This window comes from Cellulophaga baltica (assembly GCF_900102165.1).
Taxonomy (GTDB): domain Bacteria; phylum Bacteroidota; class Bacteroidia; order Flavobacteriales; family Flavobacteriaceae; genus Cellulophaga; species Cellulophaga baltica.
In genome coordinates, this window is sequence record NZ_FNBD01000003.1 from 183795 (window position 1) to 205003 (window position 21209).

Annotated in this window: 23 protein-coding genes; 10 read left to right on the forward strand and 13 right to left on the reverse strand. The window is 34.5% G+C overall.

What is annotated here, in order from left to right:
- The first annotated feature begins 37 nt into the window (after nucleotides 1–37).
- Nucleotides 38–442, forward strand: a complete 405-nt coding sequence (gene mscL, locus BLQ19_RS06485) for a large conductance mechanosensitive channel protein MscL (protein WP_024482510.1) — start codon at nucleotides 38–40, stop codon at nucleotides 440–442.
- Between the two features lie 133 nt (nucleotides 443–575).
- Here the strand turns inward: mscL and BLQ19_RS06490 are convergent, their stop codons facing one another.
- Nucleotides 576–1022, reverse strand: a complete 447-nt coding sequence (locus BLQ19_RS06490) for a response regulator (protein ID WP_024482509.1) — start codon at nucleotides 1020–1022, stop codon at nucleotides 576–578.
- A 122-nt stretch (nucleotides 1023–1144) separates the two neighbouring features.
- Between BLQ19_RS06490 and BLQ19_RS06495 the strand changes: the two genes are divergently transcribed.
- From BLQ19_RS06495 to BLQ19_RS06520, 6 genes are all read left to right on the forward strand, one after another.
- Nucleotides 1145–2134, forward strand: a complete 990-nt coding sequence (locus tag BLQ19_RS06495) for an aspartate-semialdehyde dehydrogenase (RefSeq protein ID WP_029447609.1) — start codon at nucleotides 1145–1147, stop codon at nucleotides 2132–2134.
- Between the two features lie 92 nt (nucleotides 2135–2226).
- Nucleotides 2227–4386, forward strand: a complete 2160-nt coding sequence (locus tag BLQ19_RS06500) for a prolyl oligopeptidase family serine peptidase (RefSeq protein ID WP_074537791.1) — start codon at nucleotides 2227–2229, stop codon at nucleotides 4384–4386.
- An 84-nt stretch (nucleotides 4387–4470) separates the two neighbouring features.
- Nucleotides 4471–5448 (forward strand): ABC transporter ATP-binding protein, encoded by a 978-nt coding sequence (locus tag BLQ19_RS06505; RefSeq protein ID WP_074537792.1) that lies wholly within the window; start codon nucleotides 4471–4473, stop codon nucleotides 5446–5448.
- Entirely contained in the window at nucleotides 5448–5852 is a 405-nt protein-coding gene (gene arfB / locus BLQ19_RS06510; RefSeq protein ID WP_029447605.1) for an alternative ribosome rescue aminoacyl-tRNA hydrolase ArfB, read from the forward strand. The genes BLQ19_RS06505 and arfB overlap by 1 nt, the downstream gene beginning before the upstream one ends.
- Before the next feature lie 69 nt (nucleotides 5853–5921).
- Entirely contained in the window at nucleotides 5922–6431 is a 510-nt protein-coding gene (locus tag BLQ19_RS06515; RefSeq protein ID WP_029447604.1) for a DUF3124 domain-containing protein, read from the forward strand.
- A gap of 39 nt (nucleotides 6432–6470) precedes the next feature.
- Nucleotides 6471–6926 carry an FKBP-type peptidyl-prolyl cis-trans isomerase gene (locus BLQ19_RS06520; protein ID WP_074537793.1) on the forward strand — a complete coding sequence of 152 codons (456 nt, stop codon included), beginning with the start codon at nucleotides 6471–6473 and terminating at the stop codon, nucleotides 6924–6926.
- A 33-nt stretch (nucleotides 6927–6959) separates the two neighbouring features.
- Here the strand turns inward: BLQ19_RS06520 and BLQ19_RS06525 are convergent, their stop codons facing one another.
- The 5 genes from BLQ19_RS06525 to BLQ19_RS06545 form a co-directional block, all read right to left on the reverse strand.
- Entirely contained in the window at nucleotides 6960–7415 is a 456-nt protein-coding gene (locus BLQ19_RS06525; protein WP_024482502.1) for a 3-oxoacyl-ACP synthase, read from the reverse strand.
- A 64-nt stretch (nucleotides 7416–7479) separates the two neighbouring features.
- Nucleotides 7480–8592, reverse strand: coding sequence for an NAD(P)/FAD-dependent oxidoreductase (locus BLQ19_RS06530; protein ID WP_074537794.1), 1113 nt, complete (start codon nucleotides 8590–8592; stop codon nucleotides 7480–7482).
- Nucleotides 8593–8604: 12 nt separating this feature from the next.
- Nucleotides 8605–10002: a hypothetical protein gene (locus BLQ19_RS06535; RefSeq protein WP_074537795.1), complete on the reverse strand. Its 1398-nt coding sequence runs from the start codon at nucleotides 10000–10002 to the stop codon at nucleotides 8605–8607.
- 16 nt (nucleotides 10003–10018) lie between these two features.
- Complete coding sequence (locus tag BLQ19_RS06540) at nucleotides 10019–12265, reverse strand: DUF1573 domain-containing protein (protein WP_074537796.1); 2247 nt, start codon at nucleotides 12263–12265, stop codon at nucleotides 10019–10021.
- A 26-nt stretch (nucleotides 12266–12291) separates the two neighbouring features.
- Nucleotides 12292–12984: a hypothetical protein gene (locus BLQ19_RS06545; RefSeq protein ID WP_051327673.1), complete on the reverse strand. Its 693-nt coding sequence runs from the start codon at nucleotides 12982–12984 to the stop codon at nucleotides 12292–12294.
- Nucleotides 12985–13447: 463 nt separating this feature from the next.
- On the opposite strand from BLQ19_RS06545, the gene BLQ19_RS06550 reads away from it, so the two are divergent.
- Both BLQ19_RS06550 and BLQ19_RS06555 read left to right on the forward strand, forming a co-directional pair.
- Nucleotides 13448–14230 (forward strand): glycoside hydrolase family 11 protein, encoded by a 783-nt coding sequence (locus BLQ19_RS06550; RefSeq protein ID WP_083332206.1) that lies wholly within the window; start codon nucleotides 13448–13450, stop codon nucleotides 14228–14230.
- Between the two features lie 62 nt (nucleotides 14231–14292).
- Nucleotides 14293–15117 (forward strand): formylglycine-generating enzyme family protein, encoded by an 825-nt coding sequence (locus tag BLQ19_RS06555; RefSeq protein ID WP_074537798.1) that lies wholly within the window; start codon nucleotides 14293–14295, stop codon nucleotides 15115–15117.
- Nucleotides 15118–15190: 73 nt separating this feature from the next.
- Here BLQ19_RS06555 and accC read toward each other — a convergent pair whose 3' ends face one another.
- The 6 genes from accC to pdxA form a co-directional block, all read right to left on the reverse strand.
- Entirely contained in the window at nucleotides 15191–16540 is a 1350-nt protein-coding gene (accC, locus tag BLQ19_RS06560; protein ID WP_024482494.1) for an acetyl-CoA carboxylase biotin carboxylase subunit, read from the reverse strand.
- Between the two features lie 89 nt (nucleotides 16541–16629).
- A complete protein-coding gene (accB, locus tag BLQ19_RS06565) occupies nucleotides 16630–17118 on the reverse strand; it encodes an acetyl-CoA carboxylase biotin carboxyl carrier protein (protein ID WP_025616393.1) in 489 nt (162 codons plus the stop codon).
- Between the two features lie 31 nt (nucleotides 17119–17149).
- Complete coding sequence (locus BLQ19_RS06570) at nucleotides 17150–18148, reverse strand: beta-ketoacyl-ACP synthase III (protein WP_024482492.1); 999 nt, start codon at nucleotides 18146–18148, stop codon at nucleotides 17150–17152.
- Nucleotides 18149–18322: 174 nt separating this feature from the next.
- Nucleotides 18323–18520, reverse strand: a complete 198-nt coding sequence (rpmF, locus tag BLQ19_RS06575; RefSeq protein WP_013550138.1) for a 50S ribosomal protein L32 — start codon at nucleotides 18518–18520, stop codon at nucleotides 18323–18325.
- 9 nt (nucleotides 18521–18529) lie between these two features.
- A complete protein-coding gene (locus tag BLQ19_RS06580; RefSeq protein ID WP_074537799.1) occupies nucleotides 18530–19066 on the reverse strand; it encodes a YceD family protein in 537 nt (178 codons plus the stop codon).
- A gap of 156 nt (nucleotides 19067–19222) precedes the next feature.
- Nucleotides 19223–20278 carry a 4-hydroxythreonine-4-phosphate dehydrogenase PdxA gene (gene pdxA, locus BLQ19_RS06585; RefSeq protein WP_025616392.1) on the reverse strand — a complete coding sequence of 352 codons (1056 nt, stop codon included), beginning with the start codon at nucleotides 20276–20278 and terminating at the stop codon, nucleotides 19223–19225.
- Nucleotides 20279–20336: 58 nt separating this feature from the next.
- On the opposite strand from pdxA, the gene BLQ19_RS06590 reads away from it, so the two are divergent.
- Nucleotides 20337–20927: a riboflavin synthase gene (locus tag BLQ19_RS06590; protein ID WP_024482489.1), complete on the forward strand. Its 591-nt coding sequence runs from the start codon at nucleotides 20337–20339 to the stop codon at nucleotides 20925–20927.
- Here the strand turns inward: BLQ19_RS06590 and BLQ19_RS06595 are convergent.
- The gene (locus BLQ19_RS06595) at nucleotides 20924–21166 is read right to left on the reverse strand and encodes a putative signal transducing protein (RefSeq protein WP_158399873.1); all 243 of its coding nucleotides are present in this window, start codon (nucleotides 21164–21166) and stop codon (nucleotides 20924–20926) included. The genes BLQ19_RS06590 and BLQ19_RS06595 overlap by 4 nt on opposite strands.
- Between the last annotated feature and the right edge of the window lie 43 nt (nucleotides 21167–21209).

Sequence of the window (21209 nt, forward strand, 5' to 3'; positions counted from 1 at the left end):
ATTAAACAAATTAACTAATAATTAAAAACACTAAATCATGTTAAAAGAATTTAAGAATTTCATTATGACGGGTAACGTCATTGAATTTGCAGTTGCAGTAATTATGGCTGGCGCATTAGGAGCCGTAATTAATGGATTTGTTAAAGATATCGCTATGCCATTTATTGGATATTTTGCTGGTGGAATGAATTTTGAGGACATGCACATTGCAATGGACGGAAATGATTACGCAACCTTAGCAGCTGCAAGAGAAGCTGGTGGTGCTGTTATTGCTTACGGTTCTTGGATTAACACTATCGTTAATTTAATCATTGTTGGTTTCGTTATGTTCTTGATTGTAAAAGCTTACAACAAAACAAAAACTCCTCCTGCTCCTGCAGCTCCTGCTGGACCATCACAAGAAGATCTTCTTGCTGAAATTAGAGATTTATTGAAAAAATAAATAATATTCATTATCCAATTATTGGGTAATACCGCTGCACTACAGTAGTAATCTTAAGCCGTCAAGTACATTACGCTAATGTATTTGACGGTTTTTCTTTGTTCCAATAAATTAAGTTGATGGAAAAGAAAGGTTATTCTAGTGCTTTAAAAATAGCATCTGCACTTACTCGCGATAAAGGCTTATCAAAATAACCGTATACTAAAGGATGATCCTTTGCCAAAATTCGATCCTTATAATTTGTAAAAGCAGACAACACATAAATACGCAAAGTATCTTTAGTCTTACCCGTTACTTCTAATTCTTCTAAAAATTGCCACCCATTTATTTCCGGCATTACCAGGTCTAACAATAAGATGTCTGGTAAGTCGTCTCCTGTAAATGAGTCTTCCCTAATTAAATCTAGTACTTCCCCTGCGCTTTCAAAAATAGCAATATTGCATAATGCCGAAGCTTGTTGTACCCCATATTGTGTTGCAAATCGTGACACTAGGTCATCATCAATAATCCATACCTTCATATATTCTACTAAAGAGCTTGTTTTCGTAAATTTATGGTTTTTAGATGTCCTAGCTTCCATATGCTGAAAGATAATGTAAAATTGTTACAAATATAACTTTTTGTTAAATTATAATTATTCATCTTTAATTTCTTTGTCCGATACATTGTATTGAATTACATTTGCCATCTAAATTTATAACAATGAAAGTAGCAGTTGTAGGTGCAACAGGCATGGTAGGGGAAGTAATGCTAAAAGTATTAGCAGAACGTAATTTTCCTATTACAGAATTATTATTAGTAGCTTCTGAACGTTCCGTAGGGAAGAAAATGACCTATAAAAATAAAGAATATACCGTTATAGGTTTAGCAGATGCTGTAGCAGCAAAGCCAGAGATTGCAATATTTTCTGCTGGTGGAGATACCTCAACAGAATGGGCTCCTAAATTTGCAGAAGTAGGAACTACCGTTATTGATAACTCATCTGCATGGAGAATGGATCCTACTAAAAAATTAGTAGTACCAGAAATTAACGCAGACCAATTAACTAAGGAAGATAAAATCATAGCAAATCCAAATTGCTCTACCATACAATTGGTAATGGTTTTAGCTCCGCTACATAAAAAATATAAAATGAAACGTGTGGTAATTTCAACCTACCAATCTGTTTCTGGAACGGGCGTAAAAGCGGTTCAACAATTAGAAAATGAAATAGCTGGTATTCAGGGAGAAATGGCTTACCCTTATCCTATTGGAAGAAATGCGTTACCCCATTGTGATGTTTTCTTAGAAAATGGATATACTAAGGAAGAAATGAAGTTAGCACGTGAACCTCAAAAAATATTTGATGACCGTACTTTTTCAATTACCGCTACTGCGGTACGTATCCCAACAGCTGGTGGTCATTCAGAATCGGTAAACGTTCAATTTGAAAACGATTTTGATTTAACAGAAGTACGTAAATTATTAAGTGAAACCGCTGGTGTTATCGTACAAGATAATCCAGACACCAACACCTACCCAATGCCTATCTATGCACATGATAAAGATGATGTGTTTGTAGGACGTATTCGTAGAGATGAAACCCAACGAAATACATTAAACATGTGGATTGTTGCTGATAACCTTAGAAAAGGTGCTGCGACAAATGCCGTACAAATTGGAGAATACTTAGTTGCGCACAATTTAGTGTAAGCGCATAACTTTAAAGAATGTTAAAACCTTTGTAACAAGCTCGTTACAAAGGTTTTTTTATGCTATTTTTAGAGTGACTAATTAAACAATCTATGAAAAAACTAGCAAGCTTAGCAGCGACTACCTTACTACTAGTCAGTTGCGAAACAACACCTAAAAAAGAAAAAATTACTGTGAAATACCCAACAACAGCTAAAGTAGATAGCGTAGACACCTATTTTGGTGTAGCAATAAAAGATCCATACCGATGGTTGGAAGATGATAAAAGTTCTGAAACAGAAAACTGGGTAAAAGCTCAGAACAAGGTTACGTACGGCTATTTAGAGCACATTCCTTTTCGTTCAGATTTAAAGAAGCGCTTAGAAAAGCTTTGGAATTATGAGAAATTAGGATCCCCATTCAAAGAAGGAGAATATACATATTTCTATAAAAATGACGGACTACAAAACCAATATGTCGTCTATAGAAAAAAAGGAGAAGATACAGACGCTGAAGTATTTTTAGACCCAAATACTTTTTCTAAGGATGGCACAACTTCTCTAGCAGGTCTAGACTTTTCTAAAGATGGCAGCAAGGCTGCTTACTCTATTTCAGAAGGCGGTAGTGATTGGCGCAAAGTAATTATCTTAGACGCTGCCAAAAATGAAGTTATTGAAGATACCTTAGTCGATATTAAATTTAGTGGCATTTCCTGGAAAGAAAATGACGGGTTCTACTACTCTAGCTATGATAAGCCAAAAGGAAGTGAATTATCTGCCAAAACAGATCAGCACAAATTATACTATCATAAATTAGGAACCCCTCAAAAAGAAGATATTTTAATTTACGGTGGTACTCCTGATCAAAAACACCGTTACATAAGTGGTAGCGTTACTGAAGATGGCCAATACCTATTTGTATACCCTAGAACATCTACTTCAGGAAATAAGCTCTTAATGAAAGACTTAAGCAAGGTAGATGCTGAATTTGTGACTATTTTAGATCATACTGACACCGATAGTTATATCATAGAAAACAAGGGTTCCAAATTGTATATTATGACAAATATGGACGCCCCTAATCAAAAAATAGTTACTGTAGACGCCACAAATCCTGCTGCAGAAAATTGGGTAGATTTTATCTCAGAAACAGAAAACGTATTATCTCCTAATACCGGCGGTGGATACTTTTTTGCGGAATATATGGTGGATGCGATCTCTAAAGTGTTTCAGTATGATTATGATGGCAAACTAATTAGAGAAGTTAAACTCCCTGGTGTTGGTTCTGCCGGAGGATTTGGCGGAAAAAAAGAAGACAAAGAGTTCTATTTTTCTTTCACCAATTATAATACACCTGGTTCTTTATACAAATACAATGTAGAAACAGGAGACTATACGCAATACTGGAAACCTAATATTGACTTTAATCCGTCAGATTACGAATCAAAACAAGTATTTTATACGTCTAAAGATGGTACTAAAATTCCTATGATCATCACCCATAAGAAAGGTTTAGAACTTAATGGCAAAAATCCAACCATACTATACGGATATGGAGGATTCAATGTGAGCCTAACCCCATCCTTTAGTATTTCTAATGCGGTTTGGATGGAGCAAGGCGGTGTATATGCAGTTCCTAACCTAAGAGGTGGTGGAGAATATGGTAAGAAATGGCATGATGCCGGCACAAAATTACAGAAGCAAAATGTGTTTGATGATTTTATTGCTGCCGCAGAATACTTAACAAAGAAAAAATATACGTCTAAAGAATATTTAGCTATTAAAGGTGGCTCTAATGGAGGTTTATTAGTTGGAGCTGTAATGACCCAAAGACCAGATTTAATGAAAGTAGCAATGCCTGCTGTTGGTGTTTTAGATATGCTACGTTACCATACATTTACTTCTGGCGCTGGCTGGGCATATGATTATGGAACTTCTGAAGATTCTAAAGAAATGTTTGAATACATAAAAGGATATTCTCCAGTACACAATGTAAAAGCTGGAACAGCATACCCAGCAACCATAGTTACTACTGGTGATCATGATGACCGTGTGGTACCTGCGCATAGTTTTAAATTTGCCGCAGCTTTACAAGAAGCACAAGCAGGAGACAATCCTACTTTAATTCGTATTGATGTAAATGCAGGCCATGGTGCTGGAAAATCTACCGAGGCTATCATAAATGAGCAAGTAGACTTACAAGCTTTCACTTTGTTTAACATGGGGTTTGAAACGCTACCAAACCAAGCCGTTTTGAAAGAATTTAAAGAGTAATACATTTTCAATATTTAAGATTAAAATCCGTTTCTAACTGAAACGGATTTTTTATTTCTAATTTTGTCTGCTATAGAATACACTATGTTACACGTAAAAGACTTAACTTTTTCTTATTCCTCACATCAGATTATCTCTAATATTAGTTTTACCGCTGATAAAGGAGCCCATATTTCTATTATTGGTGAAAGCGGATGCGGAAAGAGTACCTTGTTAAAACTTTTGTATGGTATTTTACAACCCACTCATGGAAATATTTCTTGGGGCGATAATCCTATTTTAGGTCCCGACTTTAAATTGGTTCCCGGAGAGACCTTCATGAAATACCTTTCTCAAGATTTTGATTTGATGCCCTATGTATCGGTAGAAGAAAATGTGAGTCAATATTTATCTGTATTCTACCCTCAAGAACTTAAAGAGCGCACTGCAGCGCTTTTAGAAATGATTGAGATGACAGCTTTTGCTAAGACAAAAGTAAAACTCTTAAGTGGCGGCCAACAGCAAAGAGTAGCACTAGCAAGAGTTCTTGCCCAAAAACCTGAAATTCTTTTATTAGACGAGCCTTTCAGTCACATTGATAATTCTAGGAAAAATAGTTTGCGAAGAAATCTTTTCAACTATTTAAAAACAGAACAGATCACTTGCATCGTAGCCTCACATGACACTCATGATATTTTATCTTTTGCAGATGAGGTTATGGTATTAAAAGAAGGTAGAATTTTAGCAAAAGAACATCCTGAAACACTCTACATGCATCCCAAAAATAGCTATACCGCTTCCTTATTTGGAGATGTAAACCTTATCCCTATATCTTTATTAAAACCTTATGCTACGCTTGAGAAATCTATTTTAGTATATCCATCAGAACTGATTATTTCTGAAAATAGTGGTTTAAAGGTATGGGTTAAAAACTCGTATTTTAAAGGTTCTCATTATTTAATTGAAGCCCAACTTAATGAGACCGATCCTATTCTATTCAACGCTCCTCATGCCTATGAGGCAGAAAAAGAAGTGTTCTTAAATGTAGCACTTGAAACCATCAATGCAAGACTTAAAGATTAATGCTTCATAAAGAACAGATTATTCAAGAATTACATTTTAAAGCAGTTAGAAGTAGCGGTGCTGGTGGCCAACATGTAAACAAAGTGGCTACTAAAATTGAGTTATTCTTTGATGTGGCCAACTCCAGCAGTATAAATACCCTTGATAAAGAACGAATTTATTTAAAGTTAAAAAATAAAATAAACAAAGAAAAGGTCTTACAACTGCAATGTGATGAAAGCAGAAGCCAACATAAAAATAAAGCACTCGTTATTAAAAGGTTCCTTATTATTTTAGAAAATGCGCTAAAAGAACCTAAAAAACGTAAACGAACAAAACCAAGTAGATCTTCTATTGAAAAACGTTTACACAGTAAAAAGAAAGCTGCGGAGAAAAAAGCAAATCGGAATAAAAACAATTGGTAAGTACTCCTAAATTTAAGGCCTAAATAACTACTAAACTTTACGTATTTTTATAGCTCTAAAGTTGAGCAGATGAAAACCCTATTATGTCTTTGCAGTCTATTATGTTTCCTTGCATCTTGTGAGGACCCCCAACCAAAATCAGTAGATAGTAATTTGAACTGGGAAGAAAGAATGCACACGACAACCTTACCAGACTCACTTGAAAATGGGAGTAGCTATTTATCTGTTTATTCGCAGATTTACAGCGTCACAGAACACGTAACACACGATTTAACGGCCACGGTAAGCATTAGAAACACCAGCAGAAAAGATACATTGTATATTACTAAAGGAGAATATTTTGACTCACAGGGCAAGCTTCTTAACACCTACATAGACAAGACAATCTATTTAAATCCGTTAGAGACCTTAGCTATTGTTATTGCCGAAAAAGATAAGCAGGGTGGACCGGGAGCCAATTTTATTTTTGATTGGCAAGTAAAGCCAAATACTTCAGAACCTATTTTTGAAGGTGTAATGATTTCTACATCTGGCTCACAAGGTTTGTCTTTTACCACTCAAGGAAAAAAAATAGACTAGAATTAAAATAGCCTACATATATTTGATAAAAAAATCCAAATGAAAAATAGTATCCTTTTTTTATGCCTTATCCTATTTCTAGGATGTAATGAAGAGAAAGAAAATATTGATTACGTTGCAAGAAATGAAGCTGATATCGCAGCATATATCGCCAAAAATAATATAGACGCCACTAGAAGTGAATCTGGTTTGTATTATCGTATTGAAACACAAGGCGAAGGGGAACAACCTTTAAGTAATTCTGATGTTACCGTTGCTTACAAAGGCTACTACTTAGATGGTAAAGTTTTTGACGAGAGTGATGCTAATGGTATTACATTTAATATTAATGGTGTCATAAAAGGATGGACCGAAGGTATTGCCTATTTTAATGAAGGTGGTTCTGGTCAATTATTTGTTCCTGCACATTTAGGCTATGGCTCTAACACATATGGCCCAATACCAGGTGGATCTGTACTAATTTTTGATATTAATTTACTGAAAGTAGAAAACTAAAAGTAATGAGAAATGAAATTCTCTAAAGCTTGTTTAGAGAATTTCATTAATTGTAATTTCATTGGTATTAAAAGTAACTATAGCTCCTTTTTCTTTACCAAAAAGTAACTTTCCCATTGGTGTTTCTGAAGAAATGCAATAGACCGAAATACCATCTGCCTTATATTCTCCTGCTGAGATGCCTAGAAAATAGTTTGCTTTATTTGTTTTGACCAAATTACCTAAGCCTACAAAATTTGTTTTAGTTTTAATATTTACCATATCTAAAACCTTAGCCATTTTCTCTGCTTCTGCTAGTTGTACTCCAGATTTTTCTAATTCTAACTGAAGCATAGCTCTTCCCGTTTCATGCTTATCACCAGCACTACTCTTCGTTTCACTATCTAATGACTCTTTAAAATCTGCAATATTCAACCGAATACGAGATATTCTGTTATCTGCAAAATTCTTACAGAAGTCATATAGCTGTTTTTTTAAATTTTGTTCCATCACAAATCCGATTTAAATTAAAGCAAAAAAATAGTTGTTAGATCCAATTTTTGCGCGCGCAAATCTAGACTAAATCCGCCAATTCTTTACCAATAATACTACCAATTGCAATTCCCATTCCACCCATTCGTATTCCACAATACACCCGGTTAGAAACTTGCTTAATTATGGGTCTTTTTTGCGGACCTACACCCATAATACCACTCCAGCTATACGCAATTTCAAAATCGTAATCCGGGAGTATTAGCTCCTTTAATAATTGTTCTAATTTATTTTGAACCAGTGGTGTCTCTCCAAAAGCACTCGTTTCTTCTGCTTTAAAATCTAAATTCCGACCCCCGCCAAACAGAATTCGGTTATCTATATTTCTAAAATAGTAATACCCTTCATCTAAATGAAAAGTCCCTTTAATTTTTAAATCCTTAATGGGTTTCGTAATTAATACTTGAGCCCGTGCTGGTTTTACTTCTTCTTCTAAAAGTGCAGCTCCAAAACCATTGGTTGCAATGATTAATTTTTTAGTCCTAAACTCAAACTCATTGGTATTCACCACCACATGATTTTCTAAATCCTCAAAATGCTCTACTTCTATTGAATTTAATAGAATGACGCCACTTGATTGAACACGGAGTAAGAGCTGAGACATCATTTTACCGGTATCAATCTGAGATTCAAATACATTTGTAATATATTCCTCCTGTACCTTTTTAAAGTCAAATGTATTGGATTGCACTTTAAACGCATCGCCTTTAAAAATTGGATTTAGAAATGAATTTGTTGCCGCGATTTGTTCTAAGCATTCTGTAAAAAGCACTTCTTGCTGTTCGGTAAATACTTCATGCCCTCCCCAGTTTTTAAACCCTATTTCTTTATCTCCTAAATTTTCCCGTAAGAGGTGAATTCCTTTCCAACGTTTTTCTACTAACTCATACACCTCTTCTTCTGTATGTGTTTTTAAATCTGATAAGATCTCAGAAATACTTCCAAAACAGGCAAATCCGGCATTTTTAGTACTTGCTCCTTGTGGTAAAATACCCTTTTCTAAAACTAAAATCTTAGCCTCAGGGTATTTAGCTCGTAATTGTAGGGCACAATTTAAACCTACAATTCCACTACCGACAATTGTAAAATCTATATGAGATAACCACGTTTTATATTCCCAATAACTTAACTTCATAAGTAGCCTAAGTTAAGGAATAGAATCTGTTTTTTGAAGTCCAAAATACAACTGTGAAATAATATTAATTTCGTTATTTTCTGCTGTTAGACTCCCTTCAAGGACTATTTTATTCCCCTCTACTTGTTGGGCATTAATTCTAACTGTTTTTAATAAAGCCGCAAGCTTATCTGCTTTCGGAATTTTTAAATCTTTTTGCAAGCTCTTAAAATTGGCTGAGAGACTAAAAAAATAACTACCTGTTTTGAACGGATGGTTAAGGGTTTCTTTTTGAGTAGCGAAAGATACTTCTGAGGTCGTGTCTTTTTCGTAAAAGAGATACATTGGTAAGGCTTTTAAAACGCCATTTTCTATAGCCCCTTGCTTTTTTAAGTATGATTTTAGGGTAGTATCTGAAGCTATATTTAGAAAAATAGACGGCGCCTCTTTCTCTTGTAGCGCAACAGTGGCCACCTTATCAAAATTATCATCATACTCATAGGTAACAATACTATCTGTCTGCAGGGTAGTACCTTTAACCGCCAAACTTACTATACCTGTAGATTTAGCTACCAAGGAATCTGCTTCTATATTATTTTTCTCGAAAAATGAAAAATCCTTCAACAAATCGGTTACACTAGATGCATGAGCGGTATTAGAAAAATTTGCATCCATATACAACAGTAAGGATGCTTCTGGAGTGGCTACATACTTCATAGACTCATTAAACTCTTTAGGCTGAGCTGTATACATGACTCCAGACAAATAAGCGTTCCCATCATTAAAATTTAAATGAACGACACTACTATCTTTCACATACGTCACATGATCATCTGCTGCTATTAAGCTTTTTAAATAAGGATGGCCTGTATCGGAAATAAGCTTTTTATTTAAAAGAACATCATCAAAAACAGGTTTACATAATTCAAATGATTTTTTGGGAGCATAGGCTATTGCAAGATTTTCATTATTCCATGCATATATAATTTTTGTTTTTTCATCTAAGGCATATGTATAATCGCCCTCAATAATTGTAACTTTTTTAGCAGTTAAATAGGCTAAAGCATAAGCATTAAATGCTTCTGAATCTTTAATTGGCAGGGTGGTAAATAAGGTGTTTTTCACCTCTTTCATGGTGTAAAAAACCAGGGAGTAAGGTTTGAGATTTATCCCTTTCTTATCTTCTTTTTTATCCTCAACATCTTTTGAGCTACTTGAAAAATCAGCATTATCCCAATAAAACATAGGAGAAGACAAAGCATCTAGCAAAATAGATTTTTGAAAATCATGAAAGCCAACTTTTAGTACACTGTCTGCATTTACATGAATGCGATTTTTTAACGAGGCCGATTTCTGATACTGCACATAAATAAAATACCCTATCACTGCTATTCCTAGCAATGATAAGTTGATTTTTAAAAACTTTTTCATGAATTGCTGTGTTAATTTAATCTATTAAAGCATCAATCATATTTAAGAAATAAGCCAAGCTATTCTTATGCCCTTTTCCTTCTGGTGTATTTAAAATCATTTCACCTTCAAGAACATTACCTTTCATCTTACTTACTTTAAATGTAGCATCTTCTACATTGTCTGAAATGTAAATTAATTTTTCTTTATACGCATTAGGAATCATGTCTCCTGGAATATCTCTCGTAATAGTTTTACCATTTACATAAATACTTCCAGAGTTTTTAGAGATAAGTTTTTTATGTCTTCCTGAAACCTTAGCATTATAAGTACCATTACTCATTGCTGTAATATCTGCCTTAGAGTTACTAATTAATAAGGTATTGTCCTTAAACAGCATGTTTACTTTAAATGGTGCGTCAGGAATTTCAACTTGGTAGAATCCGTTTTCTGCAGTTACTGCTCCTTCTTTTATCCCAATTCGCATGATACGGTTAAAGATTTCTTTCTCTTCTGAAGTAACCATCAAAATAAATTTTGGAATTGGCTCTGTCTTTGTTTTAGTCACCTCTACACTTTCATAATTTTCATCATAATCATACGTAGTATAGGTCACTTCAACATTTTCTATACCATTCATCACCAATAACATATCTCCACGAACCACTTTAGCAATAGCTTCTTCGTCTAATAAAATAGATACCAAACGTGTTGCAATAGGAACAAAATCTTCTAAATGTTCTTTTTCTACACCTTCAAACATCGCATCTACCAATTTAGGATATGCCTTTAAAGTACCTTCTGTGCTTGTGTTAACTGAAAAATAGCCTTGCATCGTATCTTCATTAAAATACTTGTAGAAATTGCTATTCATTTTTCCATTGTACATGTCTTTATGGTACTGCGCCATTTCATCATTCATCGTATACGATGTTTTGATCGATGCATTGGTATCATCAAAATTTAATTTCGAAGTCAATGACATTCCGCTGTATAACCTTTCTAAATTGAACATTTCATAAGGGTTACTACCGTAATAGCCACTTCCAAAATAAGAAGGAATAGCATCATTATAAATGGCTGTAAAATCATTAACCCATAGCGTTGCTTCGTCTTTTCCTGTACCTACACTTTTTAGATAAGAACTATTTTTTAAAATGCTTCCTTCTGCATAATTACCTGTAAGCGTAGCTTTTGCTTTTTCTATAACAGAAGCCATAGCTTCTTTTCTTTTTTCAGCTCTTTTAGCTTCTCTAATCTCACGCTTTCTATCTTGCTCCGCATAATAATCATCATTATAATAGCTAGAATCATCATATTCCGTAGATTCTATTACCGTTTCTTCTATTTCCGTTTCGTAAACATCTTCTACAATTTCTACTACCTCTTCAACTTCGGCAACACCGTCTTCCGTGATCATACCTTTGATGTATAATCTTTCCACTTCATTCTCCGTATTAGCTGTAATAGTCACTGTTTTACTTTGGCTACCGCTCTTATTAGAACTATCGAACTTTACAGAAATAGTTCCTGACGCCCCTGGCTCAATTTCTTCTGAAGAAAAACTAGGAACCGTACAACCACAACTAGCTTTAGCATCGGAAATAACTAAAGAAGAAGATCCTGTATTTACAAAGTTAAAAGTATGCTCTACAATATCACCCTCTTTAATGGTTCCGAAATTATAGGTGGTTTGATCAAAACTCAATATAGGATAGGTAGCTTCAGCAGCATCTACTGCTTCTTCTACGGCTACAGCTGCATCTTCCGCATAATCATAATCGTAATCATCGTATCCGTACACATCATCATAATCAGTCTCTTCTTGAGCAACTGTGAATAACAAGGTGTTGTTATTCCACATGGTTACCATATTATCGTAGTTATCTACGATATAGGCAAAATCACCATCGTACTGCACGCCTTCTTTTTGATGTTCTGATAAAAGGCTAAAAAAACCTCTTTTATCATTTAAAGGAACTAGAAAATTGTGGGTAAAAACACCCTCTTGAGTCTCCATAAAATAGTAGAAGTTCTCAGATAAATTTATTCCTAAGGTTTCTAAATCTACGACGGCACCATCTGTTTTTCTAGATAATTGTTTTATAAACATTTTTCCCATTTTAGAATTTTCAAATTCTGAAATAGAAACTAAATTGGTTATATTTTTTCCTTTAAGGGCTATTACAACACTCGCATTTTTAGGCACTTTAGTGATTAAATCTTGCGCCGAAGCTACTAAAGTAGCAAAGCAAAGCGATGTAAAAAGTAATACTTTTTTCATTGGAAATTGTATTTGTTGTGGTTGAATTATTTTGATAATTGTATAGTATTTGCGACACTTTTTTCTCCTAGAATAAGAGACATCGCATCTATCTTTAAGAATACTGCTTTTTTGTTGGGAGCAACTTTTGCATGAGTATTAGAAATACTTTTGACTGCATTTTTAAAACGATAAATACTGGTATACGTAGCATCATTAAAAACTTTTCTATCTTCTCCTTTTAACTTGTAGAAGATTTTTTTGATTTTGGTATCATACGAAAAGTAGCGTTCAAAATTATTTGTAGCACTATTGTAGGCAAAATTAGTCGTATTGAAATTTATTTTTTCCTTTTTGTTTTGTTGGCGAATTAAATCCTGAAACACAGCGTCTAAATTTGCCACCTTATCAAAATTACAAGAAAGGGTGAAAATATAATTTTCGAAATCTGCTGTCTTTTTAATATTGCTAATGCCGTTAATGGTTTTTAAATGATTTTCAGCATCTTTTAACGCCAAGTTAATATCATCTTTAGAAGGCACCTTATAGCCGTTGACACTATCTAGTAACATCACTGAGGCTATTTTACTTTTACTTCTACTCAAATTAAAAGTAACTAGCATAGTACCACTGCCATCAGAATTTAGATTTATCTCTTCCAAAACTTCAAAGCAACTCGTAAAAAGTGTCATTGAAAAAAATAGAATAATATATAATGTAGTTTTTCTAATCATATGCATATGTAGTACTATTTAAGTATGTAAACTTCTAATTATGTTACAAATTGTATGAACTATTTTTTAATTTTTAGATTACTGTACAAAGAAATAACATAAAACGCGTTGAAAATACCCTGAATACCGTGAATCTCAAAATCTATAAATAGCTGATTTTCAATTTCTAAATAGCCCAAAGCAGTAACCCTACAAAATAACTTTTGAAAATTTTTATTGCAAAAACATTCGTAACCTGCTGAAATCAAGAGCACTGATCAGCATCTCCTACAAAATAAACAGCCACTCATAATATCGTATGTTGCATATTTTCTCAAGCTGTATTAAATGCTTCAAGATTTGCAGATAATGACTCAATACTTATAGAGCTACGCTAAACCAAGCAGTAAGTTTGACTATAATTATTTGAAAATCAACGCCTAGAGTTTCCGGTAATTGAATTAAAATAACAATAAACCTAAATTATTACATGATGAAAAAACTAAAAATGTTTACTTTTTTACTAGGAGGAATGCTTCTTGTAAATTGTTCAACGGAAGATGCTGACACTAGCACTAGTCTTGAAGAACTAGATGTATTAAAATTTTCTGCAACACAAGCCTTTTTTGTTGGCGATGATCGTACAGATGCTACAACATTAAATGGCGGATATTGGTGGACCATCTACAAAGAAGGTGGTTGGGGAAAATTAAATTTTTCTGGGGCACAAACTTATCCTGGAAATTTTGAAATAGAATACAAGAACAACCAAGATATTGTTGGCGGTAAAGGCTGGGAATTTGGCCAATGGAACAGAGTCATTAATTACAACATTGGTACCCTTGAAGGTTCTTATAAATTTGTTGGAGCGTATGGCTGGGCCAAAGCTACCTCAGGCGAATTAATTGAATATTATATCGTAGAGAAGAAAAAAGGAGATGGTATTCCTGGAGTGAACAAAAATCAAGACTTTACGGTAAACTATAAAAATTACAGATTTTTAATTCAAGATAGAGAAGGACCCTCTGTTGAAGGTGATAAGAAGTTCAAGCAATTTATTTCTGAAAACAAAAACCCAAATAGTATTGAATTAAATGTAAATCAGCGAATTAGCTTTCAAAAACATGCAGAACATTGGGGTACTTACGGTAATGAAGGTAGTTTAAATAACTGGGGATGGTACCAAGTTTTTGGTATTGAAAGTTTTAACTACACACCAAGTCAAAATGACGGCAATGGCAACTGGGGTAAAATAAATGCTACAATCTGGTAAAATAAATTTACAAGAGTGTCTGCAATAATTTTACTAAACACACACTTAATCTTGCTTATTTTATGAAAAGACCTATAGGATACTTCTTATTCACATTAATACTTCTCTTAAATAGCTACTGCGCAGAAAATAAGACAGCTCCTGTCACCTCCGCTAATTTTATTTTTGTTGAAGGAGGAATGATGAAAAATAAGAATTCTCAATTGTATGGAATTAAAGGCAAAGTTCTTGACTTTTATATGGGTAAATTTGAAGTTACCCAAAAAGAATGGAACGAAATTATGCCTGTAAACCCTTCTAATCATATAGGTGACAGTTTACCTGTTGAAATGGTTACTTGGTATGATTGTATCACCTATTGTAATAAACGAAGCAGCAAAGAAGGCTTGCTTCCTTATTATAATATTGATACTACCAAAGATTCTTTAGATGGAGATATTCCTATAAATAAAAAAGCAAACGGTTACAGATTACCCACAGAGGTAGAATGGGAATATGCTGCTGGAGGTGGGCAGCTAAGCAAAAGTTTTACGTATAGCGGTAGTAATGTAATTGACAGTGTTGCGTGGACTTGGAAAGATACAGGCGATACTATTCTTTCTGGAAACTGGAACTACCGAAGCATGCAACGCAATCACTGCGTCACGAAACCTGTGGGTTTAAAAAAACCTAATGAACTGGGATTTTATGATATGACCGGCAATGTGATGGAATGGTGTGAAGAGTGGCATGTAACAGAACATATTTCTAAAGGAACATACCGAACACAAAGAGGTGGCGGATGGATCAACATAGACACATATGCTAAGGTAGCTCACAGAGGCTATAATGATGCTAAAAGAAAGGCAATGGATCAAGGCTTTAGAATCTGTAGAAATAAAGAATAAAGTTTTCACTTGATTGTTTTAAAATACATACAAAACAAAAACTCCGGCATAGCGCCGGAGTTTTTTATTTTATTTATTCCTTAGGAGGATCCATTTTAAAATCTTCCATGAATTTGGTAGTGTAATTACCTGCCAAATAATCTGGATGATCCATTAGTTGTCTATGAAAAGGAATTGTTGTTTTAATTCCTTCAATAACAAACTCGTCTAATGCACGCTTCATTTTATTAATTGCCTCTTCTCTAGTTTGAGCAGTGGTAATTAATTTTGCGATCATAGAGTCATAGTTTGGCGGTATAGTATACCCACTATAAACGTGCGTATCTAAACGAATACCGTGACCTCCTGGAGTATGTAATGTTGTAATTTTTCCTGGTGAAGGGCGAAAATCATGATACGGATCTTCTGCATTAATTCTACATTCAATAGAATGTAATTTTGGCAAGTAATTCTTACCAGAAATTGGCACGCCGGCAGCAACAAGAATTTGCTCACGAATTAGATCGTAATCTATCACTTGTTCTGTAATTGGATGCTCTACCTGAATACGTGTATTCATTTCCATAAAATAGAAATTTCGGTGTTTATCTACCAAAAATTCTATAGTACCCGCACCTTCATATTTTATAAACTCAGCAGCTTTTACTGCAGCGGCACCCATTTCTTCTCTTAACTTATCGGTCATGAAAGGAGAAGGTGTTTCTTCCGTAAGCTTTTGGTGACGTCTTTGCACAGAACAATCTCTTTCTGACAAGTGACATGCTTTTCCGTATTGATCTCCCACAATCTGAATCTCGATATGCCTTGGCTCTTCAATAAGTTTTTCCATGTACATACCGCCATTCCCAAAGGCAGCTTTAGCTTCTTGAACAGCACTGTTGAAAAGATCTTCTATCTTATCTTCACTCCAAACCGCACGCATACCTTTACCACCACCACCAGCAGTTGCTTTAATCATAACAGGATAACCCATTTTTTTAGCAATCTTCTTAGCATCGGCAACATCTTTAAGCAAACCTTCAGAGCCAGGTACACATGGCACACCCGCTTCTTTCATTGTTTCCTTTGCAGTAGCTTTATCGCCCATTTTATCTATCTGATCCCCAGAGGCACCAATAAATTTAATATCGTGTTCTGCACAAATTCTAGAGAATTTAGAATTTTCAGATAAAAACCCGTATCCTGGGTGAATAGCATCGGCATTTGTAATTTCTGCGGCTGCTATAATATTAGGTATTTTTAAATAAGACTCGCTACTAGGAGCTGGGCCAATACATACTGCTTCATCTGCAAAACGCACATGCAAACTTTCTTCATCTGCCTTGGAATAAACTGCAACAGTTTTAATTCCCATTTCGCGGCAAGTTCTGATAATACGCAGTGCAATCTCTCCTCTATTTGCAATTAATATCTTTTTAAACATCTTTTGAAATTTTATTAGTTGAGTCCTAAATTTTAAATGATTTTAAATGGTTGACGACAACCACTTAAAATTTAAGTATCTAAAACTTCTTATGATGGATCTACCAAGAATAATGGTTGATCAAATTCTACTGGTGAAGAATCGTCTACTAAAACTTTAACAATCTTACCTGAAACTTCAGATTCAATATCATTAAATAATTTCATTGCTTCAATAACACAAAGCACATCACCTTTATTTATGACACTACCTACCTCAACAAAAACTGGTTTTTCTGGAGATGCTTTTCTATAAAAAGTACCAATTATAGGAGATTTAATTGTGATGTATTTATCATCATCACTAACTTCTGCTTTTGCTGCAATTTCCACTGAAGGAGTTCCTTCTTGTGCAGGTGCAGGCGCTGCAGGTACCATTGGGTTGTGTGCCATTGGTATCTGTTGAACATAAGTAGCTGGTTCAGGACCAACTGCTCCTGTGCGAATCGTTATTTTGATGTCTTCCATCTCTAATTTAACTTCGCTAGCACCAGATTTGGCTACAAATTTAATCAAGCTTTGAATTTCTTTAATATCCATCGAATTCTAGTTTAATATATAGTTGATATTGTTATTTTGAGTTATATGCCCATTTTAAATAGATAGATCCCCAGGTGAATCCACCTCCGAAAGCTGCAAAAACTAAGTTGTCTCCTTTTTTTAACTGCTTTTCGTAATCGTTTAATAATAACGGTAAAGTGGCTGATGTCGTATTTCCATACTTTTGAATATTCATCATCACACTATCATGATCTAAGCCCATTCTGTTCGCTGTGGCATCTATAATACGCTTATTGGCTTGGTGTGGTACCAACCAGGCAATATCATCATGTGTTAAGGAATTTCGTTCCATAATTTCTGCTGCAGCATCTGCCATATTAGATACAGCAAACTTAAATACGGTTTTACCGTCTTGAAATATATAGTGTTGTTTGTTTTTAACAGACTCTTCCGTAGCGGGCATAATAGACCCACCACCATTCATACTTAAATAAGCTCTTCCGTTTCCATCAGAACGTAAGTATTCATCTTGCATTCCTAAACCTTCTTCATTAGGTTCAAAAAGTGCAGCTCCTGCTCCATCTCCAAAAATAATACAGGTAGTTCTATCTTTATAATCAATAATAGATGACATTTTATCGGCCCCTATTAAAAGTACTTTTTTGTACTTTCCAGATTCTATAAAACCTGCTGCTGTAGACATTCCAAATAAAAAGCTTGAACATGCCGCCAATAAATCAAAGGCAAAAGCATTGGTTGCTCCTATTTCTGAGGCTACAAATGCTGCTGTAGAAGCCACCAAAGTATCTGGAGTTGCTGTACCTACAAGTACTAAATCTATTTCTTTAGGGTCTATACCCCTTTTCTTTATTAAATCTTCCGCTGCTTTAATCGCCATATAAGACGTACCGGCTCCTTCTTCTTTTAGTATTCTTCTTTCTTTTATGCCTGTTCTAGTAGTGATCCATTCATCATTAGTATCCACTAGATCTTCTAACATTTTGTTAGTCATTACAAACTCTGGAACATAAGCCCCTACCGCCGTGATGGCCGCTGATAGTTTACCCATTTAGAAATGTTTTTGTGCTTAAAATCTTTAAAAAAGCCACAAATTTGGTGAAAATTAGTGATTTTTTGCGACTTTTTATCTTAAAAAGACTTGTTTTTAAGATTTTGGATTGCTGTCATAAAAAAACTCCCAACTTTTGCAAGTGGGAGTCCATATACTTATATCAGAAGTTAATTAAGCAACTGCTTCTTCTGTATTATCAATTAAAACTTGGCCTCTGTAGTATAATTTACCTTCATGCCAGTGTGCTCTGTGGTACAAATGCATTTCACCAGTTGTTGGATCTTTTGCAAGAGTAGGGGCAACAGCCTTATAATGTGTTCTTCTTTTATCTCTTCTTGTTCTGGAAATCTTCCGTTTTGGATGCGCCATTTTTAAAACTTATTTATCCGTTAATAACTTTTTTAATGAATCCCAACGAGGATCCGTTTCTTTATTTTTATTTTCTTTTACTTCTTTTGGATGCAATTTTTCTAGTTTATCCAATGCTGCTGACTTTAAAGTTCCGTCCTCTATTCCAGGATGAACTTTTTTTAGCGGCACTGCTAAAACGATCATTTCATAAACATATTGCGAAATATCTACCTGAAAATCTCCGTGAGGAAGTATCAGAATTTCATCATTGTCATCATTAAACTCATCACCAAATTTAACTAGCAGTTCCAAATCTGCTTCAATAGGTTGGTCATATGGTTCATTGGTAACATCACAATAAACATTTACAGTACCCGTCGCAGCTATCTCTAACTCCAACATCGTACTAGATTTATTTAATACAACTGCTAACTTAATTGCAACGCTATTAAACTCATCGTATTCAAAAGATTCAAAGAACGTATTGTCTATTTCAAAATTAAATTCATGCCTTCCTTGCTTCAATCCTGAAAAAGGAATCACAAACTCTTTATGCTTCTTCATGTTTGACACTTATTTAGTGCTCCTGCCACGTAAAGGCGGGTGCAAAGATACTATTATTTTACTAAAACCCAACTTTTTAGCTTTTTTTGTAAAATAGCGTTCAAAGGCTGTATTTACTAATAAAATTAGCTAAAAATTATTTCTCGCTCGACTTATTTATCTAAATTCTCTTTTTAATCTTGACTTTTTAAGAGGATTTGCCGTTAGCTCGCTGTATTCTTTTCTATTTCTAAAGATCTCTATCGCCTTAAAAACAGCTTCTTCAAATGAGCTATGATCTGCTTTTCCTTTTCCTGCTATTTCATAAGCAGTACCATGATCTGGAGAAGTACGTACTTTATTTAATCCTGCGGTGTAATTTACGCCTCTACCAAATGATAATGTTTTAAACGGAATTAACCCTTGGTCATGATATGCCGCCAAAATAGCATCAAAACTCTTATATCCATCAGATCCAAAAAAGCTATCTGCTGAATAAGGCCCGAAAACTAAGCTCCCGCTATCTGAAAGTTCTTTAATAGCTGGCTTTAACGTATCATCATCTTCCTTACCAATAATACCATTATCACCACTATGTGGGTTAATACCTAGTATCGCAATTTTAGGCTTAGAGATTCCAAAATCTACTTTTAAAGATTGCTCTATGGTCGCTACTTTACTTTTTATTAATTCTGGTGTTATTGCTGCGGCAACATCTTTAACGGCTATATGATCTGTGAGCAAACCTACTTTCAAGTCGTCCGTGATCATAAACATTAGACTCTCTCCTTCTAATTCCTGTGCAAGAAAATCTGTATGCCCTGGAAATTTAAAATCCTCTGCCTGAATGTTATTTTTATTTATAGGCGCGGTAACTAATACATCGATCGCTCCTTCCTTTAAGGCTTGAACAGCTGCCTTTAAAGATTTAATAGCAAAATCACCTGCTTCTGCAGTAGCTTCTCCAAACTTAATATTTGGAATTTCACGCCATACATTAACCACATTAATCTTACCATCCAACGCTTTTGAAGCTTCTTGAACCCCGTGATAATTAATATCTAACTTAAGCTCTGTCTTTTGGTATGATATAGTTTTATTAGATGCAAAAATCACAGGAGTACAGAAATCTAACATTCGATTGTCTTCAAAAGTTTTCAATACTACCTCACAACCTATTCCATTTAAATCGCCAATAGAAACCCCTACTTTTATTTTTTGTCTTTCCTCCATGATATCTTATGGGTTTATAGTAATTTTACAGCACAAAACTAGTTAATTAAAACGAGACATGTTTACAGGAATAATTGAAACTTTAGGAGAAGTAAAGACATTAAAGAAAGAAGACACCAATTTGCACATTACCGTGAAGTCTTCTCTTACTCCTGATCTTAAAATAGACCAAAGTGTATCTCATAATGGTGTTTGCTTAACTGTAGTTGGCATACAGGATGATTCCTATACCGTAACCGCTATTGATGAAACTTTACAGAAAACCAACCTTGATCACTTAAAGGTGGGTGACCGCGTAAATTTAGAACGCGCCATGATTTTAGGTTCTCGACTAGATGGCCATATTGTTCAAGGACATGTTGATCAAATTGGAACTTGTATCCTAATAGAAGAAAAAGAGGGTAGCTGGGTATTTACTTTTGAATATGATGCTACTCTAAATAATCCAACAATAGAAAAAGGATCTATCACTATTGACGGAACCAGCCTAACAGTGGTTAACTCTGGATCTAATACGTTTAGTGTAGCAATAATTCCTTATACCTATGAGCACACCCGTTTTAACTCCTATAAAAAAGGAACTATTGTAAACCTTGAGTTTGACGTTATAGGGAAATACGTGGCAAAACTAATGGCCAATAGGTCTTAATTTTTAGCTACTCCGCTTTCATAACCCGCAATAATAACTTGCGCCTTTTCTTTATCTTTCTCCAGTACCGCTAAAGATATTGTTGAAGAGGTACCACCTACAAAACCAGCAATCACTCCAGAATTTTGTTCGTTTTTTTCAATGTATGGAATACCTGCCTCTTCAAATAATCCTTTTAAGAGAATCACCCCAACCTGAGTACCACTATATATCTTCGTGTATTTTTCGTTATCTGTCATAATCATTCTTGTTTCAAATAAAACTACACAATCTAATTGAATA